This window comes from Streptomyces sp. NBC_00461, from assembly GCF_036013935.1.
Lineage (GTDB): Bacteria > Actinomycetota > Actinomycetes > Streptomycetales > Streptomycetaceae > Streptomyces.
Genome location: NZ_CP107902.1, coordinates 5,184,744 through 5,206,601, shown reverse-complemented (window position 1 = coordinate 5,206,601; position 21,858 = coordinate 5,184,744). Strand labels below are relative to the sequence as shown.

Sequence of the window (21,858 nt, the reverse complement as noted above, 5' to 3'; positions counted from 1 at the left end):
ATGGGCACATGCGGCGGCCGCACCTGACTGCGAAGGGGACGCGATGGGAACGGCTGACCCCGGCGGGCGGTACCGCCTGGGGAGACTCGGAACGTCGTTGCTGCTGCTGATCCCGCTGCTCGGGGTGACGGCGGCGTCCGGACAGGGCAGCGCCGTGTCCGCCCCGCGGGCGGCCGACGCCGCCGAGACCCGGGTCGCGTACGCCGGCACCGGGCACCGCAGCCTGGGCACGGTCGCCACCCCCACCTCCAGCACCCCGCTGTTCGGTGCCGGCCCGGCCCACTACGACATGCAACCGTCCGCGCTCGGCGACCAGCTGGTCTTCGCGAGCCTCCGCGACGAGAAGACCCCGCAGATCTATCTGCGGGCCGCCGACGGTTCCGTGCGGCGTCTCACCAGCGGCATGGACGCGGCGCACCCCCGGCTTACCCCGGACGGGCAGTCCGTGGTGTTCGACGCGGCCGAATCCGCCGGCCTGGGCGGCGGAACGCAGCGCGACCTGTGGCTGGTGCGCACCGACGGCACGGGTCTGACCCGGCTCACCGACACCCCCGCGAACGAGGAGTGCCCGACGGTCTCCCCCGACGGGCAGCGCCTGGCGTACTCCAGTGACAGCAATCCGCTGGTCGGACAGCAGATCTACGTACGGGCCCTGAACGGCGGCCCCGCCACCCGGATCACCTCCCCCGCCAACGGCACGGCAGGCGAACCCGCGTGGAACCCGGTCAATGACGACGTGAACCGGGACTGGATCGCGTACACCGCCACCACCACCGTCGACGGGACGTCCGTACCCCGGCTGCGGATCACGAACGGGACCAGCGACGAGCCGCTGTTCGGGGGCACGTACGCGAACTGGCGTGCCCACGGGGCGTCGTGGAAGCCCAACGGGGACGGGCTGGTGTTCCTGAGCCCCGAGATCACCTGCACGTGCGAGGGCGACTACGACCATGTGTTCAAGGCGACCGCACACTCCGACCAGGAACCCGAACTGGTGCTCAACGAGGACCGGAAGGTCCTCTCGCCCACCTGGGTCGGCCCGGTCGACGGCGGCGGCGTCGTGGTGGAGCGCACCTCGGCGGCACCCCCTGACAAGAACCACTCCGGCGCACACGTGGTGACCCTCCAGGACGCCCGGTCGGACGGGTCCGACCCACGCGACCTGGGGCTGCCGATCCTCAACGAGGATCCGGCGGCCGACACCAACACCGACCCCGCCAAGGACCCGCTGTTCCAGCCCGCGACCGGTTTCGACCCGTGGACCGAGCGGCAGAACTACACGCCCGACGGGCGCCGGATCGTCGTCACCCGCTTCGAGACCGACGCCGACGGCCGGCGGATCGAGCGGATCTGGATGGTGGACGCCGACGGCTTCAACGCGGCGCCGATGCCGCTCGCGGGACGCGGCGCGACGGACTGGGACACCGACCCGACGTTCTCCCCGGACGGCAAGTACCTTGCCTTCACCCGGACTTCGCCGGGCGGCGTCGGCGAGGCGGCGGGTCCCAGCCGCATCCTCATCGCCGACGCGGCGACCGGCGCGATCACCGGCCAGATCACCCCGCCGGCCGGGCAGCAGACGGGCCGCGACGCCCAGCCGACCTGGTCCTCCGACGGCACCACCCTGGCCTTCACCCGCAACGAGGTGATCGGCGGGAACGGCGGCAACAAGCACATCTGGACCGTGCCCGTGAAACACCTGGACCAGCAGCGCGACCTGAGCGCCAGGATCTGCCCGGGCGACTGCGCGGTCATCGACGACAGTCCGGCGTTCTCCCCGGACGGCCTGAACATCGCCTTCAACCGCAAGAGCGGCGGCGGCCAGGTCGACGAGCGCGACGGCATCCTGCTGACCTCCCTCACGGGCGACGACTGCCGGGTGCTGACCCCCGCAGCCGCCCGCGGCCTGCCCGGCGCCTGCGGCCGACAGCTGCCGGACACCTCCGCCACCGGCCCCTTCCAGCCGCGCGACGCCGCCTGGACGGCCGACGGCAAGGGCCTGGTGATCAGCTCGCGTGCCGCCGTGGCGTCCAACAGCCCCGAGAAGCTGAGCCTGTTGGACGTCGACTCCGGTGACCTCACGCCGCTCACCTCGGGGCTCGCGGGCCGGCAGAAGGAGCCCAGCGTCCAGCAGTCCGTGAACCTCGCGGTCCAGGCGCCCGGCACCACCCCCGACGTCACCGTCGGCAAGTCCACGACCGTCCAGGTAGGGCTCGTGAACAACGGCCCCGCCGCCTCCCCCGGCACCACGCTGACCATCGCCCCGCCGGCCGGTGCACAGGTCACCAAGGTGACCTGGCCCGGGGGCACCTGTGACGCCGCCTCCCTGCAGTGCAACGTCGGCGTGGTGCAGCCCGGCACGACCGTCCCTGTGAGCGTCACCCTCACCGGGGTCACCGCCGGCGACCAGCCGGTCGGCTGGACGGTCACCGGCACGGTCCTGGATCCGCAGCCCAGCGACAACACGGGCCAGACCGTGGTGCCGGTGCGCGAGGCCACGCCCGCGCCGACCCCGACACCCACGCCGACGCCCACCGTTCCCCCGCAGCCGCCCGCGCCCGACGCCGGGCCCGGCGTCAAGGTCACCGCCCAGCCCAACCCCGGCTACGTCGGCGGGCGTGTCGTGGTGACGTACACCGTGCGCAACGGACGCAACGCGCTGGCGACCGGGCTGCGGCTGCACATCGGCCTGCCCAAGGGCATCCCGGACAACGGGCCGCCCGAGGGCTGCGACAAGGCCTGGGTGTGCGCGCTGCCGGACCTCGACCAGGGCGCGAGCACCGTCGTGCGGGTCGTCCTCTCCCCCGACAAGGCGCTGACCGGCCACGTCACCGGCCGGCTCACCACCACCGGGACGGACGCCGACAAGAGCGACAACACCGCCCGGCAGCGGCTGCGCATCCTGCAGCCGCGCATCGTCGCGGTGCCGCCGATCGGCAAGCCCGGCTTCGTCACCTCGGTGCGCGGCAAGGACTTCCCGCCGGGCGTGCCGGTGCGGTTCAGCTGGAAGCCGGGGATCACCGCGGCGGCGGCGCCGACGGTTCCGCTGCGGGACGGCACGTTCATCGGCCAGTTGCTCATCCTCGCCAAGGACCAGACCGGGCCGCGGATCATCACCGCCAAGGGCCCCGGCTTCTCCCCGGTGACGACCGACTTCCTGGTGGTCAACGGCAGCGTGCAGCCGCCGGACGAGGTGACCCGCCGGTGATCCACGAGGTCGACGAGGGGCTGCGCAGGCTGCTCGGCGAGTCCGGCCTGGAGGCGTCGGGTGTCGACGTGGTCTTCGACGCCCCCACCCGGGACTGGGCGGCGCGCCGCAGCGCCCCGACGGTCTGCGTCTTCCTGTACGACATCCGCGAGGACGCCGTACGGCGCGGCAGCGGCTCCGGGGAGGTGTACGACGAGGACGGCCACCTCGTGGCGCGGCGCACCCCGCCGCGCTGGTTCGAGCTGACGTACCTGGTCACCGCGTGGGCGACCCGCCCGCAGGACGAACACCGGCTGCTCTCGCAGGTGCTCGGCACGCTGGTGGCCGCCGACACCCTGCCCGCGCGGCTGCTCACCGGCACGCTCGCCGAACTCGGCCTGACCGTGGGCCTTGACACCGCCGGGTCCGGTGACGCGCCGACCGCCTCCGACGTGTGGTCGGCGATGGGCGGCGAACTGAAGGCCTCGCTCAACGTGCGGGTACGGGCACCGCTCGCCGGCATCACCAAGGCCACCGCGCCTCCGGTCACCGAGGGCCTCGTCGTACGTGCCACCCCGCGCACCGAGGACGCGGACGAGGGCCGCCGCCTGCGCTACACGGAGACCAGCGACCCGGGCCCGAGCGGCTATGCGGGCCCCCGCGAACGTCCCGCACCGGCCAGGCGCCGCCGCAGGGGGGACCGGCAGCCGTGACGCAGACCGCGGAACCCGTGACGGTGTCCCCCACCGGTACCGAGGAGCATCTGTGGCTGCGGCTGCGCGCCGTCGAGGAACGGGTGCGGCACGCGGTGGCGCTGCGGCGCGCGGGTGATCCCGATCCCGACGACCCGTATCGCGGCCAGTACCTCACGCCCGAGGCGGCGGCCCGCATCCTGCACGAGCCGGGCGGGCTCGGCGTACCCGAGCAGCAGCCCTGGCAGCCCCCGGCCGGCTCCGTCCTCGGCGCTCTCGCCACGCGGTTCGCCCTGTCCTCCCTGGACCTGGACCTGCTGCTGGTCGCGACGGCACCCGACCTGGACGCGCGGTTCGAGCGGCTCTACGGCTATCTCAACGACGACCTGACGCGCCGTCGGCCCACGGTCGGGCTGGCCCTGGAGCTGTGCGGGCTCGCCGGGGCGGCGTCCGGCCGGTTCCGGCTGGCCCCCTCGGCACCGCTGGTCGCGGGCGGCCTGGTGGAGGTCACCGAAGCCGAACGGCCCCCGCTGTCCCGCGTGCTGACCGTCCCCGACCGGGTCACGGGGCATCTCCTGGGCAGCACGCAGCCCGACGCCCGGCTCGCCGGGGTGCTCGGCGAGGCCCGCGAGGACCCGACCGCCGAGACGGCGGAGGTCCACCGGGCGGCGGCCGCGGCCGGCACCGGCGCGGGCCTGGTCCAGCTGCGCAGCCGGGGCGGTGACGCCGGGGGGCTGGCCGTCGCGGCCCTGCACGCGGCCGGGATGCGCGCCCTCGTCCTGGACGCGGCGGCACTCGCCCGGCGCCCCGACGACGTACCGGCGATCGCCCGGGTGGTGGCACTCGAAGCCCGGCTGACCGGTGCCGGCGTCGTCCTCGGACCGCTGGAAGCACTGCCCGCCGAACCCGCCGAACGGGCCCGCACACTGGGCGCGTTGTGCACGACGCTGCGCGGGATCCCACTGCTCACCCATGGCACCGTCGGCTGGGACCCCCTGTGGGCGGCCGACACTCCCGTGGTCCTGACCGTCCCCGCCCCCTCCCCGGAACGGCAGGCCGCCCGCTGGCGACACGCCCTCAACCGGGCCGCGGGTGCGGGTGCTGCCGGTGCCGACGATGACGCCCGGACCGCCGATGACGCCGATGGCACTCGTGGCGGCGTCGGCGTCGCGGGCTCGGTGGCCGGCGACGTGGAGGCTCTCGCCCGTGCCGTCGCCGCGCACCGGCTGGACTCCGGGCAGTTGCACCGTGCCGCCGACGTCGCGGTACGTACGGCCGCCCTCGCGGGACGCCCGGTCCGCGCCGACGATCTGCGCAGCGCCGTGCGGGCCCAGAACGGGGCGGGGCTCGAACGGCTCGCCCGCCGGGTGGAGCCGGGGGTCGGCTGGGACGACCTGGTGCTGCCGCCGCCCACCCACCGGCGGCTGCGCGAACTCGCGCTCCGCGCCCGCCATCGCGAACAGGTGCTCGGGCAGTGGGGGATGCGGCCGGGGGGCGGCCGGGGCCGCGGCGTCATCGCACTCTTCGCGGGCGAGTCGGGCACCGGCAAGACCATGTCCGCCGAGGTCGTCGCGGCGGACCTCGGCATGGACCTGTACGTGGTGGACCTGTCCACGGTCGTCGACAAGTACGTGGGCGAGACCGAGAAGAACCTGGAGCGCATCTTCACCGAGGCGTCGGCGGTCAACGCGGTGCTGCTCTTCGACGAGGCCGACGCGATCTTCGGCAAGCGCTCGGAGGTCAAGGACGCGCACGACCGGCACGCCAACATCGAGTCGGCGTACCTGCTGCAGCGCATGGAGTCGTTCGACGGGATCGCGGTGCTGACCACCAACCTGCGCGCCAACCTGGACGAGGCGTTCACCCGCCGGCTGGACGTGGTCGCGGACTTCCCGGTGCCCGACGCCGGCCAGCGCCTCGCCCTGTGGGAGCGCTGCCTGGGCGAACGGCTGCCCCGGGACGCCGACCTGGACCTCGCCTTCTGCGCGGACCGCTTCGAACTGGCCGGCGGCTCGATCCGGGCGTGCGCGGTGACGGCGGCGTACCTGGCGGCGGAGTCGGGCGCACCGCTCGCCATGCGGCAGCTGGTGACGGCGATCGCCCAGGAGTACCGCAAGCTGGGACGGCTGGTCCTGGAGGGCGAGTTCGGGCCGTACCTGGCGGAGGCCACCGGCGCCTAGCCGGCTAGTCGGTGTCCATCCTGTCCTCCCAGTCCCCGTCCGAGCTGCTGCCCTGCGAGCCGAACTGGATGGTGGCGAACGGCTGTCCGGGCGACGTCGGCTGGGAGCCGTCGGACATGTCGACGTCGGAGTCACTGGACTGGCTGCTGGACTCGGTGTCGCTGTCGAGTGCGGGAGCCGGGGGATCGCCGAGGGTGTAGGTGGCGTTGTCGCCGGTGCCGCTCTTGGTCACCCAGCCTCCGTCGACGTACGCCTCGATCAGTTTGTCCCTGCGGTCCTTCGGGAAGTCCCCGAGCTTCATGGTCTGCCGGTGGGTGTCGGCGGTGCTGTCGCCGGGGCCGGGGTCGCGGCCCGCGGCCCTCTCGCGCTCGAAGTCCTGGAGGGCGAGGTAGTCCGCCCTGTCCCGGGACATCGCGGCGAAGGCGAAGTGCTGCATCTGGTCCTCGGTCAGCTGCGTCAGGCCGCCGAGGGCGTCCTTCGCCCGGGTGTAGAACGCGGCCAGGTCGTTGGGGTCCCGGCCCGACCGGATGAGGTCGTTGGCGTCGGGTTCGTTCTCCCACGCGTCGTAGTGGGCGTTGTTCAGGTAGATGTCGATGTGGGTCGGGATCATCACCCCGTGGTGGTTGCCGTTCCGCGTCGCGTAGTGCACCTCGAAGCGCACGTCACCCTTGCTCACCCCCACCAGCGCGTGCTCGATCCGGCGCCACATGCCGGTGCCCTGGTTCAGGGACCACTGGGGGACGATGTTCTGCGCGACGTCGGAGCCGCCCACCTCCAGTCCCATCACATGGCCGCGGTCGAAGCCCGCCCCGCCGAACAGGTCCTTCCACACCATCGCCTCGGTGGGAGCGGCCGTGCCCTTGGCCTTGTTGCCCTTGTAGACCTCGTGCAGGGACTTGACCGCGATCGGGTTCGGCGCCGCCGCCCGCCCCTTCGTGCCCGTCGGCTTGATGGAGCCCTTCACCTCCCGGGGACGCTTGATGGTCAGGCCGTACGCGGGCTGGGCGTTCTCCCTGGTGGGGACGTAGTGCGACACGACCGCGTCCTCCAGCGTGGTGGCGCTGGCCCGCTGCACCGTGTCCGTGTCCCCGCCCGCCGTCGGGGCCGCCCCGTCCTGCCCCGCCTGCGGCCTGCGCTGCACCGGCGCCGGCCCCGACATGACCTTGCGCGCGGTGGCCTCGGCGTCCTGTTCGAAGTCGTCGCGCGGATGCGACATCGCGAAGCCGTGCCCGGTGTCGGTGCCCGAGACCGGGCCGCTGCGCTGCTGCTCGACATGCCTGAGTTCATGCGCGAGGGTGTGCTTGTCGCCGCCGCCCGTGCCGAGCACGACATGGCTGCCGGAGGTGTAGGCGCGGGCGCCGATCGCCCGGGCCGAGCGGGCGGCCGCCGCACCGGTGTGCAGGCGTACGTCGGAGAAGTCCGTGTCGAAGCGGGACTCCATCTCACGGCGCACCGGCTCCGCGAGGGGTTTGCCGTTCGTGTCCAGGACGGCCTCGACGCCGGTGTCGACGGCTTGCTCCGCGGCGGGCGCGGTGCGGGCGCGGCGGGCGATCATGCCGGTCACCGCGGCGTTGCCCGCGGCGCGCTGCACAGCCCGGAGCATCTCGGCGCTGAGCGGGGGCGGTACGGCCGCGCCGCCCGCGGACGACTCGCGTCGCGCGGGAGCCGGGCGGCGCACCGGCTGCCCGCTCCCGGACTGCTCGGTGTGCGTCGTCCTCGACGTCTGCATCCGCTGCCTCTGTCTCCTCGGCGCCGCACCCCTGCCGCGGCCACCACCTGCTGCTGCCACCTGCCGCGGCCACCAGTGGACCGCGCGGGCTGACGGGGCGTCCAGGGCCGCGCGGGCAGCGCCGGGGCAAGGGCGGGTGACGTCCGGGCGGGTCGCGCGGGGAGCCCGGAAAGGCAGTGGGCCTGCCCCCGTTCAGGTCCGTACGTCCCTGTCGTCCGCCTCACCCGCCCCGCAGACTCGCCCTGGACACAGGTGCCCCGCAAGGACGTGAAGGAGCCAGCATGCCGACGTACCTCACCCCGGGCGTGTACGTGGAGGAGGTGCAGTCCGGTGCCCGACCGATCGAGGGGGTCGGCACCGCCGTCGCCGCGTTCGTAGGGTTCGCCGGGAGCGGTCCCTTCCACGCGCCGACACTGGTCACCAGCTGGGACCAGTACACCCAGCTGTTCGGCTCCTTCACCGAGGGCACCTATCTGGCCCACGCGGTCTACGGGTACTTCTCCAACGGCGGCGGCGCCGCCTACATCGTGCGCATCGGCGGCTCGGCCGACGGCGCCTCGGGCCCGTCGGCGAACGGCGCCGGACAGCCGAGGACGGCCCAGCCGGTGGAGCTCGGCGGCTTCCTCGTCGCGGCCCGGCCCGGTGTGACCGGCGTGTCGGTGGAGATCGCCGACGCGGACGGCGAGAACCCGCCGGAGGACCGCTTCAAGGTGCTGGTCCGCCAGGGCGAGCAGGTGGCGGAGACGTACGAGGTCTCCGTCCGCAAGAACGTCAAGGGCTACGTGCTCACGCAGACCCGCGCCTCCAAGCTGATCGAGGTCACCGAGCAGCGCGGCGCCACGCAGAGCCGGCCCGCCGCCCAGACCGTGGCGGTGCCCGACGCTCCGGGCGCGCCTTCCGCGAACGGCTCCGCCGAGGTCGTCCGCCTCGACCCCGCCGAGTACGTCGGCGACTCCGCGGCCCGCACCGGGTTCGGCGGCCTGGAGGCGATCGACGAGATCACCATGGTCGCCGTGCCGGACCTGATGAGCGCCTACCAGCGCGGCGACATCGACGCCGAGGGTGTGCGCACCGTGCAGCTCGCGGTGATCTCGCACTGCGAGCAGATGGGCGACCGCGTCGCCGTCCTGGACACCCCGCCCGGCCTCAACGCCCAGCAGGTACGCACCTGGCGCAACGACGAGGCGGGCTACGACTCCCGCTACGCCACCCTGTACTACCCGTGGGTGCGGGTCTTCGACCCGGCCGCCGGGCGCAACACCACCGTCCCGCCGAGCGGTCACGTCGCCGGTGTGTGGGCGCGCAGCGACGCCGAGCGCGGGGTGCACAAGGCGCCCGCCAACGAGGTCATCCGCGGCGCGGTCGACCTCGAACTGCGGCTCAGCAAGGGCGAGCAGGACCTGCTGAACCCGATCGGCGTGAACTGCGTACGGGCCTTCCCCGGCCGCGGCATCCGCATCTGGGGCGCCCGCACCCTCTCCTCCGACCCGGCCTGGCGCTACCTGAACGTGCGCCGCCTGTTCAACTACCTCGAAGAGTCCATTCTGTTGGGCACCCAGTGGGTGGTCTTCGAGCCGAACGACGACCGGCTGTGGTCGAGTATCCGGCGCAACGTCACCGCGTTCCTCACCGAGGAGTGGCGCCGCGGCGCGCTGTTCGGCCGCACCGCCGAAGAGGCGTTCTACGTGAAGTGCGACCGCGACAACAACCCGCAGGAGTCCATCGACCAGGGCCGGGTCGTCTGTGAGATCGGCGTCTCGCCGGTCAAGCCCGCGGAGTTCGTGATCTTCCGGCTGGCGCAGTTCTCCGACAGCACCAGCCTCATCGACGAGTGATCCCGGCTCCGCGGGAACAACGGCTCCGCAAGGAAAGGTGACAGACAGTCATGGCAGAGGGCGATGCTCTTTCCACCCACGTCTTCGGCGTGCAGCTCGGCGGCTACCGGGTCGAGTCGATCCAGGAGATCAGCGGGCTGACCGTCGAAGAGGACGTCGTCGAGATCAAGCAGGTCAGCGACACGGGCAAGCAGATCATCCGCAAGCAGCCGGGCGCCCGGCAGGCCGGCGAGGTGACGATCACCCGGGGACTCGACCAGAGCAGCGAGTTCACCTCGTGGATCAAGGAGACCCTGAACAAGGGTGCCGTCTCCTCCGCGCGGCAGAACCTCACCATCGAGATCATGGACTCCGAGATGAACACGGTCCGCCGCATCCAGCTGATGCAGGGCTGGGTGTCCAAGTGGGAGGGCCCGTCCCTGAAGGCGGGCGAGTCGTCCCCGGCCACCGAGTCCGTGACGATCGTGTTCGAGGAGATCTCCGTCGAATGAAGCGCCGTACGGTCACGGCGGGCAACCTGGACGAGATCCTCGCGATGACGGCGCCCGCCCCGGCGCAGGAGCAGGCGGCGCCCCCCGCCGCCGTTCCGCCGCCGCCGCGGGAGGATCACGGGCTGCGCACCGAGTTCGAGTTCGAGCTGCCGCGCGGGTACGTGGACGAGGCGGGCACCCTGCACCGGCACGGTTCGATGCGTCTGGCCACCGCCCGGGACGAACTGCGGCCGCAGATCGATCTGCGGGTCAAGGAGAACCCGGCGTACCTGAGCGTGGTGCTGCTGAGCCAGGTGATCACCCGGATCGGCAGCATCACGGACGTGCACGCCGGGGTCGTGGAGCGGATGTACGCCACCGACGTGGCCTTCCTCCAGGACTTCTACCGCCGGGTCAACAGCGAGGGTCACACCCGCGCGGCCGTGACCTGCCCGCACTGCGAGGGCGGCTTCGAGGTCGACCTCTCGGGTGGGCGCCTGGGGGAATCGTGACGTACGCCCTTCCCCGGCTCCGGGAGGAGATCGCGTACATCGCCTACCACTTCCACTGGCAGCGCGAGGAGATCCTCGATCTGACCCACGACGAGCGCCGGCAGTGGGTGGCCGAGATCGCCCGTATCAACACCCGTGTGAACGAAGGCGGTTGAGCGCATGGCATGGCGGGACAGGCTGCGCCGCCGGACCGCCGCGCCGGACACCGCGGACCGTACGGGTGCGGAGCACTCCGGCGCGGCGTCGAACGGTTCGCGGGACTCCGGCCCGGAGCCGGGCACGTCCGGCCGCGCGGGTTCCGCTGTGCCCGGCGACTGGGACGGCGGCTGGCGTCGTACCGCGGCGCCGCAACTCACCGTGGCCCGCGCCCCGCTCGGGGTGAGCGACGGGCTCGCGTTCCGTGCGGGCCTCGCCTCCTGGCAGAACCCGTCGTTCGACTCGGGTCTCGGTCACGCGATGCTGCCCACCGCCCCGACCGGCCTGGTCCGCGGCGTCACCCGCCCGGCCGCGCCGCAGGCCACCCATGCCGGCGGGGGCCCACTGCTGCTGCGCGCGCTGCGCCCGGAAGGGGCGGGCGAATCGGCGGACGGCACGCCGGGCGCCGGGCCGTCGGCAGCACCCGCACGGCCGTCCCGCGGCCAGGACGCCCCCGTGGTGGCGCGCTCCGGTGGCAACAGCGCTGCCGGGACGGGGAGTTCGGGCAAGACGGCACCGCGCACACGCGGCCTGACGGCCACGGACTCTCCCGCCGTGCTCCCCTCGTCGTCCGCTCCCGTCCAACGGACCGCGCTGCCAGGCACCGACCCGGTCGTGACCCCCGCACCCCCCGCACCCCCCGCCGACACCGGCCGCACGGCCACCGCACCGGAAATTCCTCTGGTACGACGTGTATCGGTGCTCCCGGTCGCGAGCACGGCCGGGGGCGCGGGCGCCGGCGGCGTCGCGCCCGGGCCCGCCTCGAAGGCACCGTCCGGCAGCGCTTCCGGGGGCCGTACGCAGCCGGAGGCGACCCGCCCTGCCGTCCGGGCCACCCCGGCGGGGCCCGCCCTGACCGCTGCCCGGCGACCGTCCGGACCGGTGCGCCGCGTCGCAGCCCTGCGTCCCACAGCTCACGCGGCACCGGGCAACGGCACCGCCGCTCCCGTACAACGAGCCGCCGCGGTCGAACCGAGCCGCGCGCCCCTCGGCAGCGGGCAAGGCGAACCGCCCTCGCCGGCCGCACCGTTGGCGGCGGACGCCTCCGTCCCGCCCGCCCCCTCGGGCCCCGCCCTGCCTGTCGTCCAGCGTCAGGCGGACGGTGCGGCGGGCGCGACAGGAACGACCGGGGCGGACACCACACGTCCGCACGACAGCGCCGCGAACAAGCCGGGACAGGGCGCACCGGACGGCACCCGGGTACGCGGCGGCCTGGGCGCACCGCTGTCCGCCCTGCCACCCAGCGCAGACGTGGCCGGCTCCTCCGCCCCCGGCTCCCGGAGCGCGGGACCCGCACCCGCCCCGGCACCACCTGTCGTCCAGCGACTGGCGGACGGCGCGGCCGGCACCCCACGCGCGCACGACAACGGCGCGAAGGGAACGGCCCACAGCGCACCGGACGGCGCCCGAGTACGCGGCGGCCTGGGCGCACCGCTGTCCGCCCTGCCACCCAGCGCCGGTCCGCCCAGTGCCACCGCGTCCGGCGCGCTCACGGCTCCCACCACGTCCGGCCCGGCGCTGCCCATCGTCCAGCGTCAGGCGGACGGCACACCCGACGCGCGTCAGGCTCCGGCACAACAGGACCGGAACACCCCGTCAACTCCCTTGCCCCCCAAGGCAGATCACGGCCAGACGCACACCGGCACCGCACCCGGTACAGAGGGACCGGACGCGCCGCTGCTGGGCGCGACCGACGTCCAGCGCCGTCTGGCGGACCACTCCTCCACCGGGGCCCCCGCGTCACCGGCCCTCGCGGACCGCGGAAGCACCTCCGCCACCCCTCTGGTGACGCCTGCCCCTGCCGCGTCCACGGGCGCCGGGGGCACGGAGAACCCGGCCGCGACCGTACGACCGCCCGGTGTGCGGGTCGGCGGGCAGCGTCCCCGAGTCCCTGCCTCCCCGAGCCCGGTCGTCGTCGCCCGTGCAGTGGCCCCGACGAGCGCCGGCGGCGGCCGGCCCGGCACCGCGCACCCTCTCACCGTCACCCACACCGGAGCGCACTCCGCCCAGGCAGCACCACTCACCCGCCCCCTCCAACTGCTGCCCGCACGCCCGCTCCTGCTGAGTACGCGGACTCCGGAAGGGGCGACACCGCCCGCCGCCGCGCGCTCCGGCCGCACTCCCGTCGTGGCCGCGCGCTGGCCCGGCGCCCCGGCCGCCCACCAGGGCGACGCCGCGCGGCCCTCGCCGAGCACGCCGACGACACCGCAGGTCCAGCGGGCCGCGTCCGCACCCGCCGGACGTGACGACTCGGGCGTACGAGGCGTCGGCCCGGTCGGCTCCTCTTCGGGGTCCCCCGGCTCCCTTGGCGTTCCTGGTTCCCCTGGCTCTCCCGGTTCTCCCGGCTCCCCGGGCGGTTCAGCCTCCCTGGGTTCTTCTGCCTCCCCGGCTTTCGTCCAGCGCGTTCCCGTCGTACGGCCCGCGTCTGCCGGTCTGCCCACGGGGGCTGCCCCCGCCGTTGCGGCGCGCCCGCTGCCGGTCACCGCACCGCAGGCGCCGCCGCTCGCCGAACGGCCGCCGAACGCAGCGGCACCGGTGCTGGCCGTTCCCGTGGTCCGGGCGGTGCGCGGCGGGAACGGCGCGGCGGCGACGCCGGTTCAGCGCGACGCCACCGACGGCCACGGCGCCGCCCTGTCCAAGGGTGGACCGGCGAAGGCGGCTCGGGCGCACGGCCGTTCACGCTCGGCCTCCACGTCGGCCGCCTCCGGGACCTCTGGATCCGCTTCCGGGTCCGCCTCCTGCAAGGGCGGGGACCGGCGTTCCGGGACACCGCAGGACCCCGGTGTCGATCTGGACGACCTGGCGCGGCGCCTGCTCGACCCGATGGCCCGGCTGCTGCGCACCGAGCTGCGGCGCGGCCGGGAACGTACCGGCCGCCCCTACGACGGACGCCGCTGAGGACATGGAACGCAGGCGCATGGAACGGACGACGGACCGATGACCGACAACATCTTCGCCACGAGCGTGTTCTTCCGGCTCGCCATCGGCGGCAACGACCTCGGAGCCTTCCACACCTGCTCCGGCATGGGCGCCGAGGTCGAGATGGAGAGCTACGCCGAGGGCGGCAACAACGGCTTCACCTGGCAGCTGCCCGGCCGCGTGACCTGGTCGAACATCACGCTCACCCGGCCGGTCACCGCCGACACGGCGAAGATCGCGCGGTGGCTCGACGACACGCTGAAGCGGGTGGAGCCCAAGGACGGCGAGATCGTGGCGCTGAAACCGGACCTGACGCGGATCATCAGCTGGCAGGTGTTCGGCATCGTCCCGGTGCGCTGGCAGGGGCCGTCCTTCGACCCCGCCAACTCCGAGGCGGCGGTGGAGACGCTGGAGATCGCCCACCAGGGACTGCGACCGTCCTGACCTCTTCTCACCGACCCGACCCTTCCCGACCTTTGCCCGCCCCTGCCTCGACCAGCAGACACGACTCGCCTCTACGCCCCGGAAAGGAGGTCCCGGCATGTCCCCAGCGGCACGTACCAGTCGGACCAGGGCCCAGCTGACCCTGAAGGAGCCGCCGGCCTCGGTCGGTGCGAAGCCCGGCGGGACGATCGCGCAGCTCGACCTCCAGTTCAACCCCTCCACCCTGGAGTTGCGCAAGACCACAGAATGGCGGCGCACCCCGTCCCGGATGGCGGGGGAGTCGGCGCTGCCCGAGTTCGTCGGCAGCGGTCCGCGCGTGCTGAGCCTGGAGGTGTTCCTGGACGCCACCGCCACCCACGACAAGTCCGTGGAGCAGGCGGTGGAGAAGCTGATGAAGGCGTGTGTGCCGAGCCCCGCGAGCCTGGGCCGCAAGAAGCCGGCCAGCCCGTGGGTGCGGTTCGAGTGGGGCACGGCGCGGACGACGTCGTTCGACGGGGTGATGTCGAGCCTTTCGGTGACGTACACGCTCTTCGACGTGGACGGCACGCCGCTCAGGGCCACCTGCGCGCTGTCCATCGAGGAGGCGAGCGTCGACCCGCCGGGCCAGAACCCGACGTCCGGCGCGCGCACCGCCCGCAGCACGCACACCGTGGTGGCGGGCGACAGCCTGGCCCTGCTGGCCTGGCGGGAGTACGGCGACGCGACCGCCTGGCGGGCCATCGCCGAGGCGAACGGAATCGACGATCCGATGGCGCTCGTGCCCGGCACCGAACTGGTGGTGCCTGGGCTGCGGGACGCGGGCGGTGAGGAGGAGCGATGACCACACCCGAGGCGCGGGGCGGGCGGTCGTTCGCGGCGGACCCCATCGTGGAGACGCCCGCCGAGCTGCCGCCGATCTGGGCCGCCCAGCTGGTGAGTTGTGTGGTGGACGAGAACGTGGGCCTGCCGGATGCGGCACAGCTCACCTTCCGCGACCCCGATCACGAGTTCCTGAAGGCGACCGGCATCACCATCGGCACCCCGCTGAGGGTGTCGGTGATGACCGTGTCCGGGCAGGCGCGCGAGCGGCTGTTCAACGGCGAGGTGACTGCGCTGGAGGTGGACCGGGACAGCACGGGCTCCTTCACGGTGGTGCGCGCCTATTCCAAGGCGCACCGTCTGCAGCGGGGCCGCAAGGTGGTGGCGTACCGGAACATGACGGCCGCGGCGATCGTCCGCAAGGTCGCCGCCGGGGCCGGGCTGACCTGCGGGAAGGTGGAGGCCGCGCCGGTCACGTACAAGCAGCTCTCGCAGGCGAACGTGTCCGACTGGGATTTCCTGCAGTACCTGGCGGGCGAGAGCGGCGCGCAGGTGCGCGTCGACGACAAGGGCGTGCTGCAGTTCACCAAGCCGGAGAAGGCGTCCGGCGCGCCCGCGCCGTCGACCCCGGCCACCCGCAACCCGATGGTGCTGGAGTACGGGCGCAACCTGCTGGCGCTGCGGGCCTCACTGTCGGCCGCGGACGGGGCCTCGCAGGTGGAGGTGCGCGGCTGGGACGTCACCACGAAGCGGCCGCTGGTGGCCCGCAAGCCGTCGGTGGACAGCGAGACCGTGGTGCCGGGTCTGAGCCCGGCGTTCGCGGCCCGGTTCGGCAAGTCCACCAAGCTGACCGTCACCGACACCCCGTACCGCACGCAGGCCGAGACGACCGCGGTCGCCGACGCCGTGGCCGATCAGGTCAGCGCGGCCTTCGGCGAGTTGGAGGTGCTGGCCGAGGGCAACCCGCGGCTGCGCGCGGGCAAGCCCGTGGCCCTCGGCAACGTCGGGCAGGCGTTCTCCGGCAAGTACACGGCGACGGCGGTGCAGCACGTCCTGGAGCCGCACGGCGGGTACCGGACGACGGTGTGGGTCAGCGCCAGCCCGGACCGTTCCCTCGCGGGCCTGGTGACCGGCGCCAACGCGCCCGGCCGCGGACCGCGCATGCCGGGTCTGGCGATCGGCGTGGTCACGGACGTACGCGAGCCGGGCGGCGCCGAGAGCGGTGGCGTACGGCTGAAGTTCCCCTGGCTGGACGACACTTACGTCACCGACTGGGTGCGCACCGTGCAGTGGGGCGGCAAGGGCGGCGGCGGCGTGGTGAGTCCCGAGGTCAACGACGAGGTGCTGGTCGGCTTCGAACAGGGCCTGCTGGACAGCCCGTACGTCATCGGCGGGCTCTACAACGGCGTGGACAAGCCCTCGAAGCACGACGTGCCGCTCATCGACGGCACCAGTGGGAAGGTCAACCGCCGTTCCCTGGTGTCGCGTTCGGGGCACCGGGTGGAGCTGCTGGACGCGCGGGCCCCGGGCCCCTCCGGGGTGCGGCTGAGGTCCGCCGACGAGCGCCTCGAAGTGTTCCTGGACGACCGGCGGGACCGGATCGAGCTGACGGTGTACGCCGGGAAGGGCCGGCAGCCCCTCAGCTCCGTCGTGCTCGACAAGAAGGGCATCACCCTGGACGCGGGACGGGGCAACGTGAGCGTGTCGGGCCGGAACGTGGACATCCAGGGCCGGGTCGGAGTGACGATCGGCGGCCGCGACGTGGACATCAACGGCAGCTCGAACGTGAACATCAAGGGCCGCGCGGGCGTCACCGTCGACGGCGGTCTGCTCGGCGTCCTCAAGGCCAAGCTCATCAGGATCAACTGAGCCTCGGCCCTTTGACCTTCAGTCCTCCGACCCTCAGTCCTACCCGTCGCAAGGAGCACCGCATGCCAGCCGCAGCCCGTACCGGTGACCAGACCAACCACGGCGGCGCTGTCGGTACCCCGCCGCCCATGGCCGCCAGGGCCGTGGCGACCGTGTGGATCGGCGGCAAGCCCGCTGCCGTCGTGGGCAGCCTGGTCGCCTGCCCGATCCCGCCGCACGCCGCCCTGGGGCCGGCCAACGTGATCAAGCCCGACCCGAGCTCGCTCGCCAAGGGCCAGGTCCTCATCGGCGGTCTGCCGGCCGCACGGCAGCGCGACCAGTCCACCTGCGGCGCGATGGTCATGATGGGCGCCCTCAACGTCCTGATCGGGGGCGTGTGATGAGCGAACGCTTCATCGGGCGCGGCTGGGCGTTCCCGCTGCGGGTCGGGCCGACCGGCGGGATCGGCATGGTCGAGCGGGCCCAGGAGATCGAGGAGGCGATCCGCCTGGTCCTCGGCACGGCACCGGGCGAGCGGCCGATGCGCCCCGAGTTCGGCTGCGGCATCCACGACTACGTCTTCGCCCCCGGTGACGGCGCGACCGCCGGACGTATCGCCCAGCAGGTGCGCGAGGCCCTGGAGCGGTGGGAGCCGCGCATCGCGGTGGAGGACGTGGTGGTCGCCTTCGACGCGGTCGAGGCCGGGACCCTCTACATCGACGTGCACTACACGGTGCGTACCACCAACGACCGCCGCAACCTGGTCTTTCCCTTCTACACGATCCCCTCCGAGGAGGGGACCGAGGAAATGGTCGCCGACTGATGGCTCTGCCCTCCCCCAATCTGGACGACCGGCGGTTCCAGCAACTCGTCGACGAGGCCAAGCGGTACGTGCAGCAGCGCGCGCCGGAGTGGACCGACCACAACGTGTCCGACCCGGGCGTCACGCTGATCGAGACGTTCGCCTATCTCGTGGACCAGCTGCTGTACCGGCTCAACCGGGTGCCGGACAAGAACTACACGGCGTTCCTGGACCTGTTGGGCATCCGCCTGTTCCCGCCCGCCGCGGCCGGGGCCGACGTCGACTTCTGGCTGTCGGCGCCGCAGCCCGACACGGTGGCGCTGCCCGCGGGCACCGAGGTGACCAGCGCGCGCGGCGAGAGCGGCGAGAGCGACGAGGCCGTGGTGTTCGCGACCACGGACGAACTGCGCATCATGCCAAGCGAGTTGACGCGTCTGGTGACCGCGCCCCGGACGGGCGAGCAGACGGACCGGACCCGGGAGATCTCCGAGGGCGGCGACGTGCCGTGCTTCCAGGCGACACCGGAGCCGGGCGACGCGCTGCTGTTCGGCCTGCCCACGGCGGTGCCGCGCTGCATCGTCGCGGTGAACCTGGACAGCCGCGTGGAGGGTGTCGGCGTGGACCCGCGCCAGCCCCCGCTGGTGTGGGAGGCGTGGGACGGCGGCGGCTGGCGGCTGTGCGAGACCGGCACGGACACCACGGGCGGCCTCAACCGGCCCGGCGAGGTCATCGTCCACGTCCCGGCCGGGCACACGGCGTCGGTGATCGGCGGCACCCGGGCCGGCTGGCTGCGCTGCCGGGTCACCGAGGCGGAGCCGGGCCAGCCGTTCTACTCGGAGTCACCGACGGTGCGCGAGGCGGCGGTGTTCACCGTGGGCGGCACCATGTCCGTCGAGCACGCCGAGACCGTGACCGACGTGCCGCTCGGCACCTCGGAGGGGGTGGCGGGGCAGACCTTCCGGCTCGGCCGCCCGCCGGTGCTCCTGGACGGCGAACCGCCCGTGGTGGAGGTGTCCTCCGCCGAGGGCTGGCAGCGCTGGGAGGTCGTGGAGCACTTCGGCCGCTCCGGCCCCGCGGACCGGCACGTCCGCGTGGACGCCACGACCGGCGAGTTCTCCTTCCCCCCCGTGCTGCGCGAGCCGGACGGCACGCTGCGCCAGTGCGGCGCCGTACCGCCGAAGGGAGCGCAGATCAGAGTGGCCCGCTACCGCACCGGCGGCGGCCCGGCGGGCAACGTCGCCCGCGGTGCGATCTCCGTGCTGCGCAGCTCCGTTCCGTACGTCGCCCGGGTCACCAACCGGGAGGCGGCGCGCGGCGGGGTCCCCGGGGAGACTCTCGACAACGCCAAGCTGCGGGCGCCGGACGCACTGCGAATGCAGGAACGCGCGGTGACCGCCGAGGACTACGAGATCATCAGCCGCCAGGCGGCGCCCTCGGTGCGCCGGGTGCGCTGCCTGCCCGCGGCTGAGGACGCGGGCGCGGTACGGGTCCTGGTGGTGCCGGACGCGGTCGCCGACGAGGGCGACGACCGGCTCCGCTTCGAGCAGCTGATCCCCTCCGACCAGGTGCTGGAGACGATCACCGCGAGCCTCGACGAACGACGCCTGATCGGCACCCGCCTCGTGGTGGAGCCACCGGTCTACCAGGGTGTCACCGTGGTGGCCCGGCTCGCGGCGGCACCGGGCGACACCGACCGGGTGCGCGACGCGGCGCTCGCCGCGCTGTTCCGTCACCTCAACCCGCTGCACGGCGGACCGGACGGCACCGGATGGCCCTTCGGGCGACCGGTGCAGTACGGCGAGGTGTTCGGCATCCTCCAACGCGCCACCGGCAACGCGCTGGTGGAGGAGATCCGGCTGTTCCCCGCCGACCCGATCACCGGGCGGCGCGGCGCGCCGTCCGACCGCATCGACGTGGCCGCGGGCGCCCTGGTCTTCTCGTACCAGCACCAGGTGGTCGTCACGGCCGTCGAGCCGGAGGCGCGGGGATGAGCCGCGCCGCCGTACCCGGCCTGCCCAGCCGTCACCCGATCGGTGAGCAACTGCCCGCCCTGTACGCCGACGACGACTTCGCCCAGCGCTTCACCGCGGGCCTCGACACCGTCCTCGCCCCGGTGTTCACCACCCTCGACAACCTGCCCGCCTACCTCGATCCCCGGATCGCTCCGACGGACTTCCTGGCCTGGCTGGCGTCGTGGGTGGGCGCCACCGACGATCCGCAGTGGCCGGTGGAGCAGCGCCGCGAGGCGGTCGTCCGGGCGGTGGAACTGCACCGGTGGCGTGGCACCCGGCGCGGCCTGGTCGAGGCCCTCCGGCTCGCACTCGGCGTGCACGCCGAGGTACGCGACGACGGCGGTTCGTGGTGGTCGGGCACCGCCCGAGCCGACCTGCCGCCGCGGCCCCCCGCCGAGCCCCTGGTCCGGGTGTGGCCGGTTCGCGAGGAGCGGATCGACGTGGGCAGGGTCCGCGAGATCGTCCGGGCCATGTGCCCGGTGCACACCGTCTGCCGGGTGGAGGTCCTGCCCGGCCCACCCGCCGACGAAGGGAGGTGACGTCATGCGCGCATGTCCCGCGTGCGGGGCGTCCAACGGCCCCGGGGACGATTTCTGCGGCAACTGCGGCACGTACCTGGGCTGGTCGGAAGAGCCACAGGCGCACACCCCCGCGGCCACGTCCCCGGAGCGACCGGTACAGGAGCCGTCCGAACCCGAACCATCCACACCGGAGCAGTCCGTACCGGAGCCGGAGCCGAGCACACCCTCGCAGCCCCCGGCGCCGGCGCCCGCATCGTCCACGGCCGACGCGCCCACATCCGCCGCGCCTGCCCGCACCTCGTCGTTGCGCAGCCGGCTGACCGGCCGCAGCCGCGGCGAGGCGGACAGGCCGGGCACCGGGCAGACCCCCGACACACGCTCCGGCGCCGACGAGCGCCCGGACACCCCGCCCGGCCAGTCCGCCACCGACGAAGCCCGGGAAGCTCCCTCCACCCCGACGCCCGCGCCCACCCCCGCCGGATCCGCGAGCGGGGTGTCCGCAACGGCCGACGGCTCGGGAACCGCCGTACCCCGTACGGGAGATGAGGCCGGACCCGCCGTGTCCGGTACGCCGCCACGCCCCCCGCAACCCCCGGCCACCCCGCCGGTCCGCCCCGCCGCCTCCGCGAGCGGCGTGTCCGCAACGGCCGACGGCTCGGGAACCGCCGTACCCCGTACGGGAGATGGCTCCGGACCGGCCGTGTCCGGTACGCCGCCACGGCCCCCGCAGCCCCCGGCCGCCCCGCCGGTCCGCCCCGCCTCCGCTCCGGCCACCCGGGACATACCGGGCCCCCGGCAACCGGGCTCCCCCGAGACGCCGACACCGACACCTGCCCCGGCGCCTGCGCCTGCGCAGGACCCCATCGTGGCCGTGCGCCCCGCGAAGCCGCAGGCTCCACGCCCTGTCGTACGGCCCACGGTGGTGCCGGACGAAGTGGCGGGGCGGCCCTGTCCCTCCTGCGGTACGCCCAACCCGCCGGACCGCAGGTTCTGCCGGCGCTGTGCGACCGATCTGAAGCCGACCGCGAAGGCCGCTCCGTTGCCGTGGTGGCGGACCGTGTGGCCGTTCCGCCGCCGGGTGCGGGCGGGTTCGGGCCGTGCAGTGCGGCTGCTGGTGATCCTGGCCGTCGTGGTGGCCCTGTGCGCGGGCGTCTTCCTGCTGCTGCCGGCCGGACGCGCCCTGTTCGAGGACACCCGCGACAAGCTGTCCGACCCCAAGGCCGTGACACCGTCGGGCATCGAGGCGAGCGCCCAGATCCCCGGGCACCCGGCGAAGAACACCACCGACGGCCTGAGGAACCGCTACTGGGGCACCCCCGCGGCCGGCGCCTCGGTGAAGTACACCTTCGGCAAGCCGTTCCGGATGGTCGACCTGATCATCACCAACGGCGCCTCCAAGGAACCGCAGGAGTACGCCCGTGAGGGGCGCGCACTCCAGATGGACCTGGAGGTGACGACGGCGGACGGCGAGCGGCACGACAAGGAGCTGACCCTCAGCGACAAGCCGGGCCCTCAGACGATCATCACCGGGATCAGCGACGTGAAGACGGTGCGCTTGGTGCTGCGTTCGCCCACGGGCCTGAAACCGGGCCGTCATCTGGCCCTGGCGGAGGTGGAGTTCTTCCAGCGGGGGTGATCGGGCGGGGCTGATCGAGCGAGTTGATCGGGCGCTGCGGAGCCCTCTCGGGCCCGTCGCTCACCGCCGCGCCGAGCA

The 21,858-nt window shown here is 73.8% G+C and carries 17 protein-coding genes; 16 read left to right on the top strand and 1 reads right to left on the bottom strand.

Going from position 1 to position 21,858, the window contains the following annotated elements; all coding sequences use genetic code 11:
• Positions 1-43: 43 nt before the first annotated feature.
• Genes OG870_RS24360 through OG870_RS24350 form a run of 3 tightly spaced genes read left to right on the top strand, consistent with a single transcriptional unit; the run spans position 44 to position 6,059 of the window.
• Positions 44-3,208 carry a hypothetical protein gene (locus tag OG870_RS24360; protein ID WP_266582930.1) on the top strand — a complete coding sequence of 1,055 codons (3,165 nt, stop codon included), beginning with the start codon at positions 44-46 and terminating at the stop codon, positions 3,206-3,208.
• Entirely contained in the window at positions 3,205-3,900 is a 696-nt protein-coding gene (locus OG870_RS24355) for a DUF4255 domain-containing protein (protein ID WP_266518250.1), read from the top strand. The genes OG870_RS24360 and OG870_RS24355 overlap by 4 nt, the downstream gene beginning before the upstream one ends.
• Complete coding sequence (locus OG870_RS24350; protein ID WP_266582932.1) at positions 3,897-6,059, top strand: ATP-binding protein; 2,163 nt, start codon at positions 3,897-3,899, stop codon at positions 6,057-6,059. The genes OG870_RS24355 and OG870_RS24350 overlap by 4 nt, the downstream gene beginning before the upstream one ends.
• A gap of 4 nt (positions 6,060-6,063) precedes the next feature.
• Here OG870_RS24350 and OG870_RS24345 read toward each other — a convergent pair whose 3' ends face one another.
• The gene (locus OG870_RS24345) at positions 6,064-7,788 is read right to left on the bottom strand and encodes an eCIS core domain-containing protein (protein ID WP_266582934.1); all 1,725 of its coding nucleotides are present in this window, start codon (positions 7,786-7,788) and stop codon (positions 6,064-6,066) included.
• Between the two features lie 281 nt (positions 7,789-8,069).
• On the opposite strand from OG870_RS24345, the gene OG870_RS24340 reads away from it, so the two are divergent.
• The 13 genes from OG870_RS24340 to OG870_RS24280 all read left to right on the top strand — a co-directional run bounded on the left by OG870_RS24340 (position 8,070) and on the right by OG870_RS24280 (position 21,780).
• The gene (locus tag OG870_RS24340; protein ID WP_266839261.1) at positions 8,070-9,623 is read left to right on the top strand and encodes a phage tail sheath family protein; all 1,554 of its coding nucleotides are present in this window, start codon (positions 8,070-8,072) and stop codon (positions 9,621-9,623) included.
• A 50-nt stretch (positions 9,624-9,673) separates the two neighbouring features.
• Positions 9,674-10,114, top strand: coding sequence for a phage tail protein (locus OG870_RS24335; RefSeq protein WP_266518238.1), 441 nt, complete (start codon positions 9,674-9,676; stop codon positions 10,112-10,114).
• Complete coding sequence (locus OG870_RS24330; RefSeq protein ID WP_266582936.1) at positions 10,111-10,605, top strand: hypothetical protein; 495 nt, start codon at positions 10,111-10,113, stop codon at positions 10,603-10,605. The genes OG870_RS24335 and OG870_RS24330 overlap by 4 nt, the downstream gene beginning before the upstream one ends.
• Positions 10,602-10,760: a DUF6760 family protein gene (locus OG870_RS24325; protein WP_020938517.1), complete on the top strand. Its 159-nt coding sequence runs from the start codon at positions 10,602-10,604 to the stop codon at positions 10,758-10,760. Before OG870_RS24330 ends, OG870_RS24325 begins: the two co-directional genes overlap by 4 nt.
• Before the next feature lie 4 nt (positions 10,761-10,764).
• Positions 10,765-13,698: a hypothetical protein gene (locus tag OG870_RS24320; protein WP_327691428.1), complete on the top strand. Its 2,934-nt coding sequence runs from the start codon at positions 10,765-10,767 to the stop codon at positions 13,696-13,698.
• Between the two features lie 39 nt (positions 13,699-13,737).
• The gene (locus tag OG870_RS24315) at positions 13,738-14,163 is read left to right on the top strand and encodes a phage tail protein (protein WP_266518219.1); all 426 of its coding nucleotides are present in this window, start codon (positions 13,738-13,740) and stop codon (positions 14,161-14,163) included.
• A gap of 97 nt (positions 14,164-14,260) precedes the next feature.
• A complete protein-coding gene (locus tag OG870_RS24310; RefSeq protein WP_266518216.1) occupies positions 14,261-14,983 on the top strand; it encodes a CIS tube protein in 723 nt (240 codons plus the stop codon).
• Positions 14,980-16,830, top strand: a complete 1,851-nt coding sequence (locus OG870_RS24305) for a VgrG-related protein (RefSeq protein WP_327691427.1) — start codon at positions 14,980-14,982, stop codon at positions 16,828-16,830. The genes OG870_RS24310 and OG870_RS24305 overlap by 4 nt, the downstream gene beginning before the upstream one ends.
• A 62-nt stretch (positions 16,831-16,892) precedes the next feature.
• On the top strand, positions 16,893-17,210 hold the full coding sequence (locus OG870_RS24300; RefSeq protein WP_266518210.1) for a PAAR domain-containing protein: 318 nt from the start codon (positions 16,893-16,895) through the stop codon (positions 17,208-17,210).
• Positions 17,210-17,632, top strand: coding sequence for a GPW/gp25 family protein (locus OG870_RS24295; RefSeq protein ID WP_266518208.1), 423 nt, complete (start codon positions 17,210-17,212; stop codon positions 17,630-17,632). The genes OG870_RS24300 and OG870_RS24295 overlap by 1 nt, the downstream gene beginning before the upstream one ends.
• Entirely contained in the window at positions 17,632-19,602 is a 1,971-nt protein-coding gene (locus OG870_RS24290; protein ID WP_266518205.1) for a putative baseplate assembly protein, read from the top strand. Before OG870_RS24295 ends, OG870_RS24290 begins: the two co-directional genes overlap by 1 nt.
• On the top strand, positions 19,599-20,162 hold the full coding sequence (locus OG870_RS24285; RefSeq protein WP_266839268.1) for a phage tail protein: 564 nt from the start codon (positions 19,599-19,601) through the stop codon (positions 20,160-20,162). The genes OG870_RS24290 and OG870_RS24285 overlap by 4 nt, the downstream gene beginning before the upstream one ends.
• Before the next feature lie 4 nt (positions 20,163-20,166).
• Positions 20,167-21,780, top strand: a complete 1,614-nt coding sequence (locus tag OG870_RS24280; protein ID WP_327691425.1) for an NADase-type glycan-binding domain-containing protein — start codon at positions 20,167-20,169, stop codon at positions 21,778-21,780.
• Positions 21,781-21,858: the final 78 nt, after the last annotated feature.

Excerpts from the sequence above, each read along its gene's own strand:
- OG870_RS24320 (WP_327691428.1), top strand. The coding sequence starts at position 10,765 with ATGGCATGGCGGGACAGGCTGCGCCGCCGGACCGCCGCGCCGGACACC.
- OG870_RS24330 (WP_266582936.1), top strand. The coding sequence starts at position 10,111 with ATGAAGCGCCGTACGGTCACGGCGGGCAACCTGGACGAGATCCTCGCG.
- OG870_RS24310 (WP_266518216.1), top strand. The coding sequence starts at position 14,261 with ATGTCCCCAGCGGCACGTACCAGTCGGACCAGGGCCCAGCTGACCCTG.
- OG870_RS24360 (WP_266582930.1), top strand. The coding sequence starts at position 44 with ATGGGAACGGCTGACCCCGGCGGGCGGTACCGCCTGGGGAGACTCGGA.
- OG870_RS24345 (WP_266582934.1), bottom strand. The coding sequence starts at position 7,788 with ATGCAGACGTCGAGGACGACGCACACCGAGCAGTCCGGGAGCGGGCAG.
- OG870_RS24285 (WP_266839268.1), top strand. The coding sequence starts at position 19,599 with ATGAGCCGCGCCGCCGTACCCGGCCTGCCCAGCCGTCACCCGATCGGT.
- OG870_RS24340 (WP_266839261.1), top strand. The coding sequence starts at position 8,070 with ATGCCGACGTACCTCACCCCGGGCGTGTACGTGGAGGAGGTGCAGTCC.
- OG870_RS24280 (WP_327691425.1), top strand. The coding sequence starts at position 20,167 with ATGCGCGCATGTCCCGCGTGCGGGGCGTCCAACGGCCCCGGGGACGAT.
- OG870_RS24315 (WP_266518219.1), top strand. The coding sequence starts at position 13,738 with ATGACCGACAACATCTTCGCCACGAGCGTGTTCTTCCGGCTCGCCATC.
- OG870_RS24335 (WP_266518238.1), top strand. The coding sequence starts at position 9,674 with ATGGCAGAGGGCGATGCTCTTTCCACCCACGTCTTCGGCGTGCAGCTC.
- OG870_RS24300 (WP_266518210.1), top strand. The coding sequence starts at position 16,893 with ATGCCAGCCGCAGCCCGTACCGGTGACCAGACCAACCACGGCGGCGCT.
- OG870_RS24305 (WP_327691427.1), top strand. The coding sequence starts at position 14,980 with ATGACCACACCCGAGGCGCGGGGCGGGCGGTCGTTCGCGGCGGACCCC.
- OG870_RS24295 (WP_266518208.1), top strand. The coding sequence starts at position 17,210 with ATGAGCGAACGCTTCATCGGGCGCGGCTGGGCGTTCCCGCTGCGGGTC.
- OG870_RS24290 (WP_266518205.1), top strand. The coding sequence starts at position 17,632 with ATGGCTCTGCCCTCCCCCAATCTGGACGACCGGCGGTTCCAGCAACTC.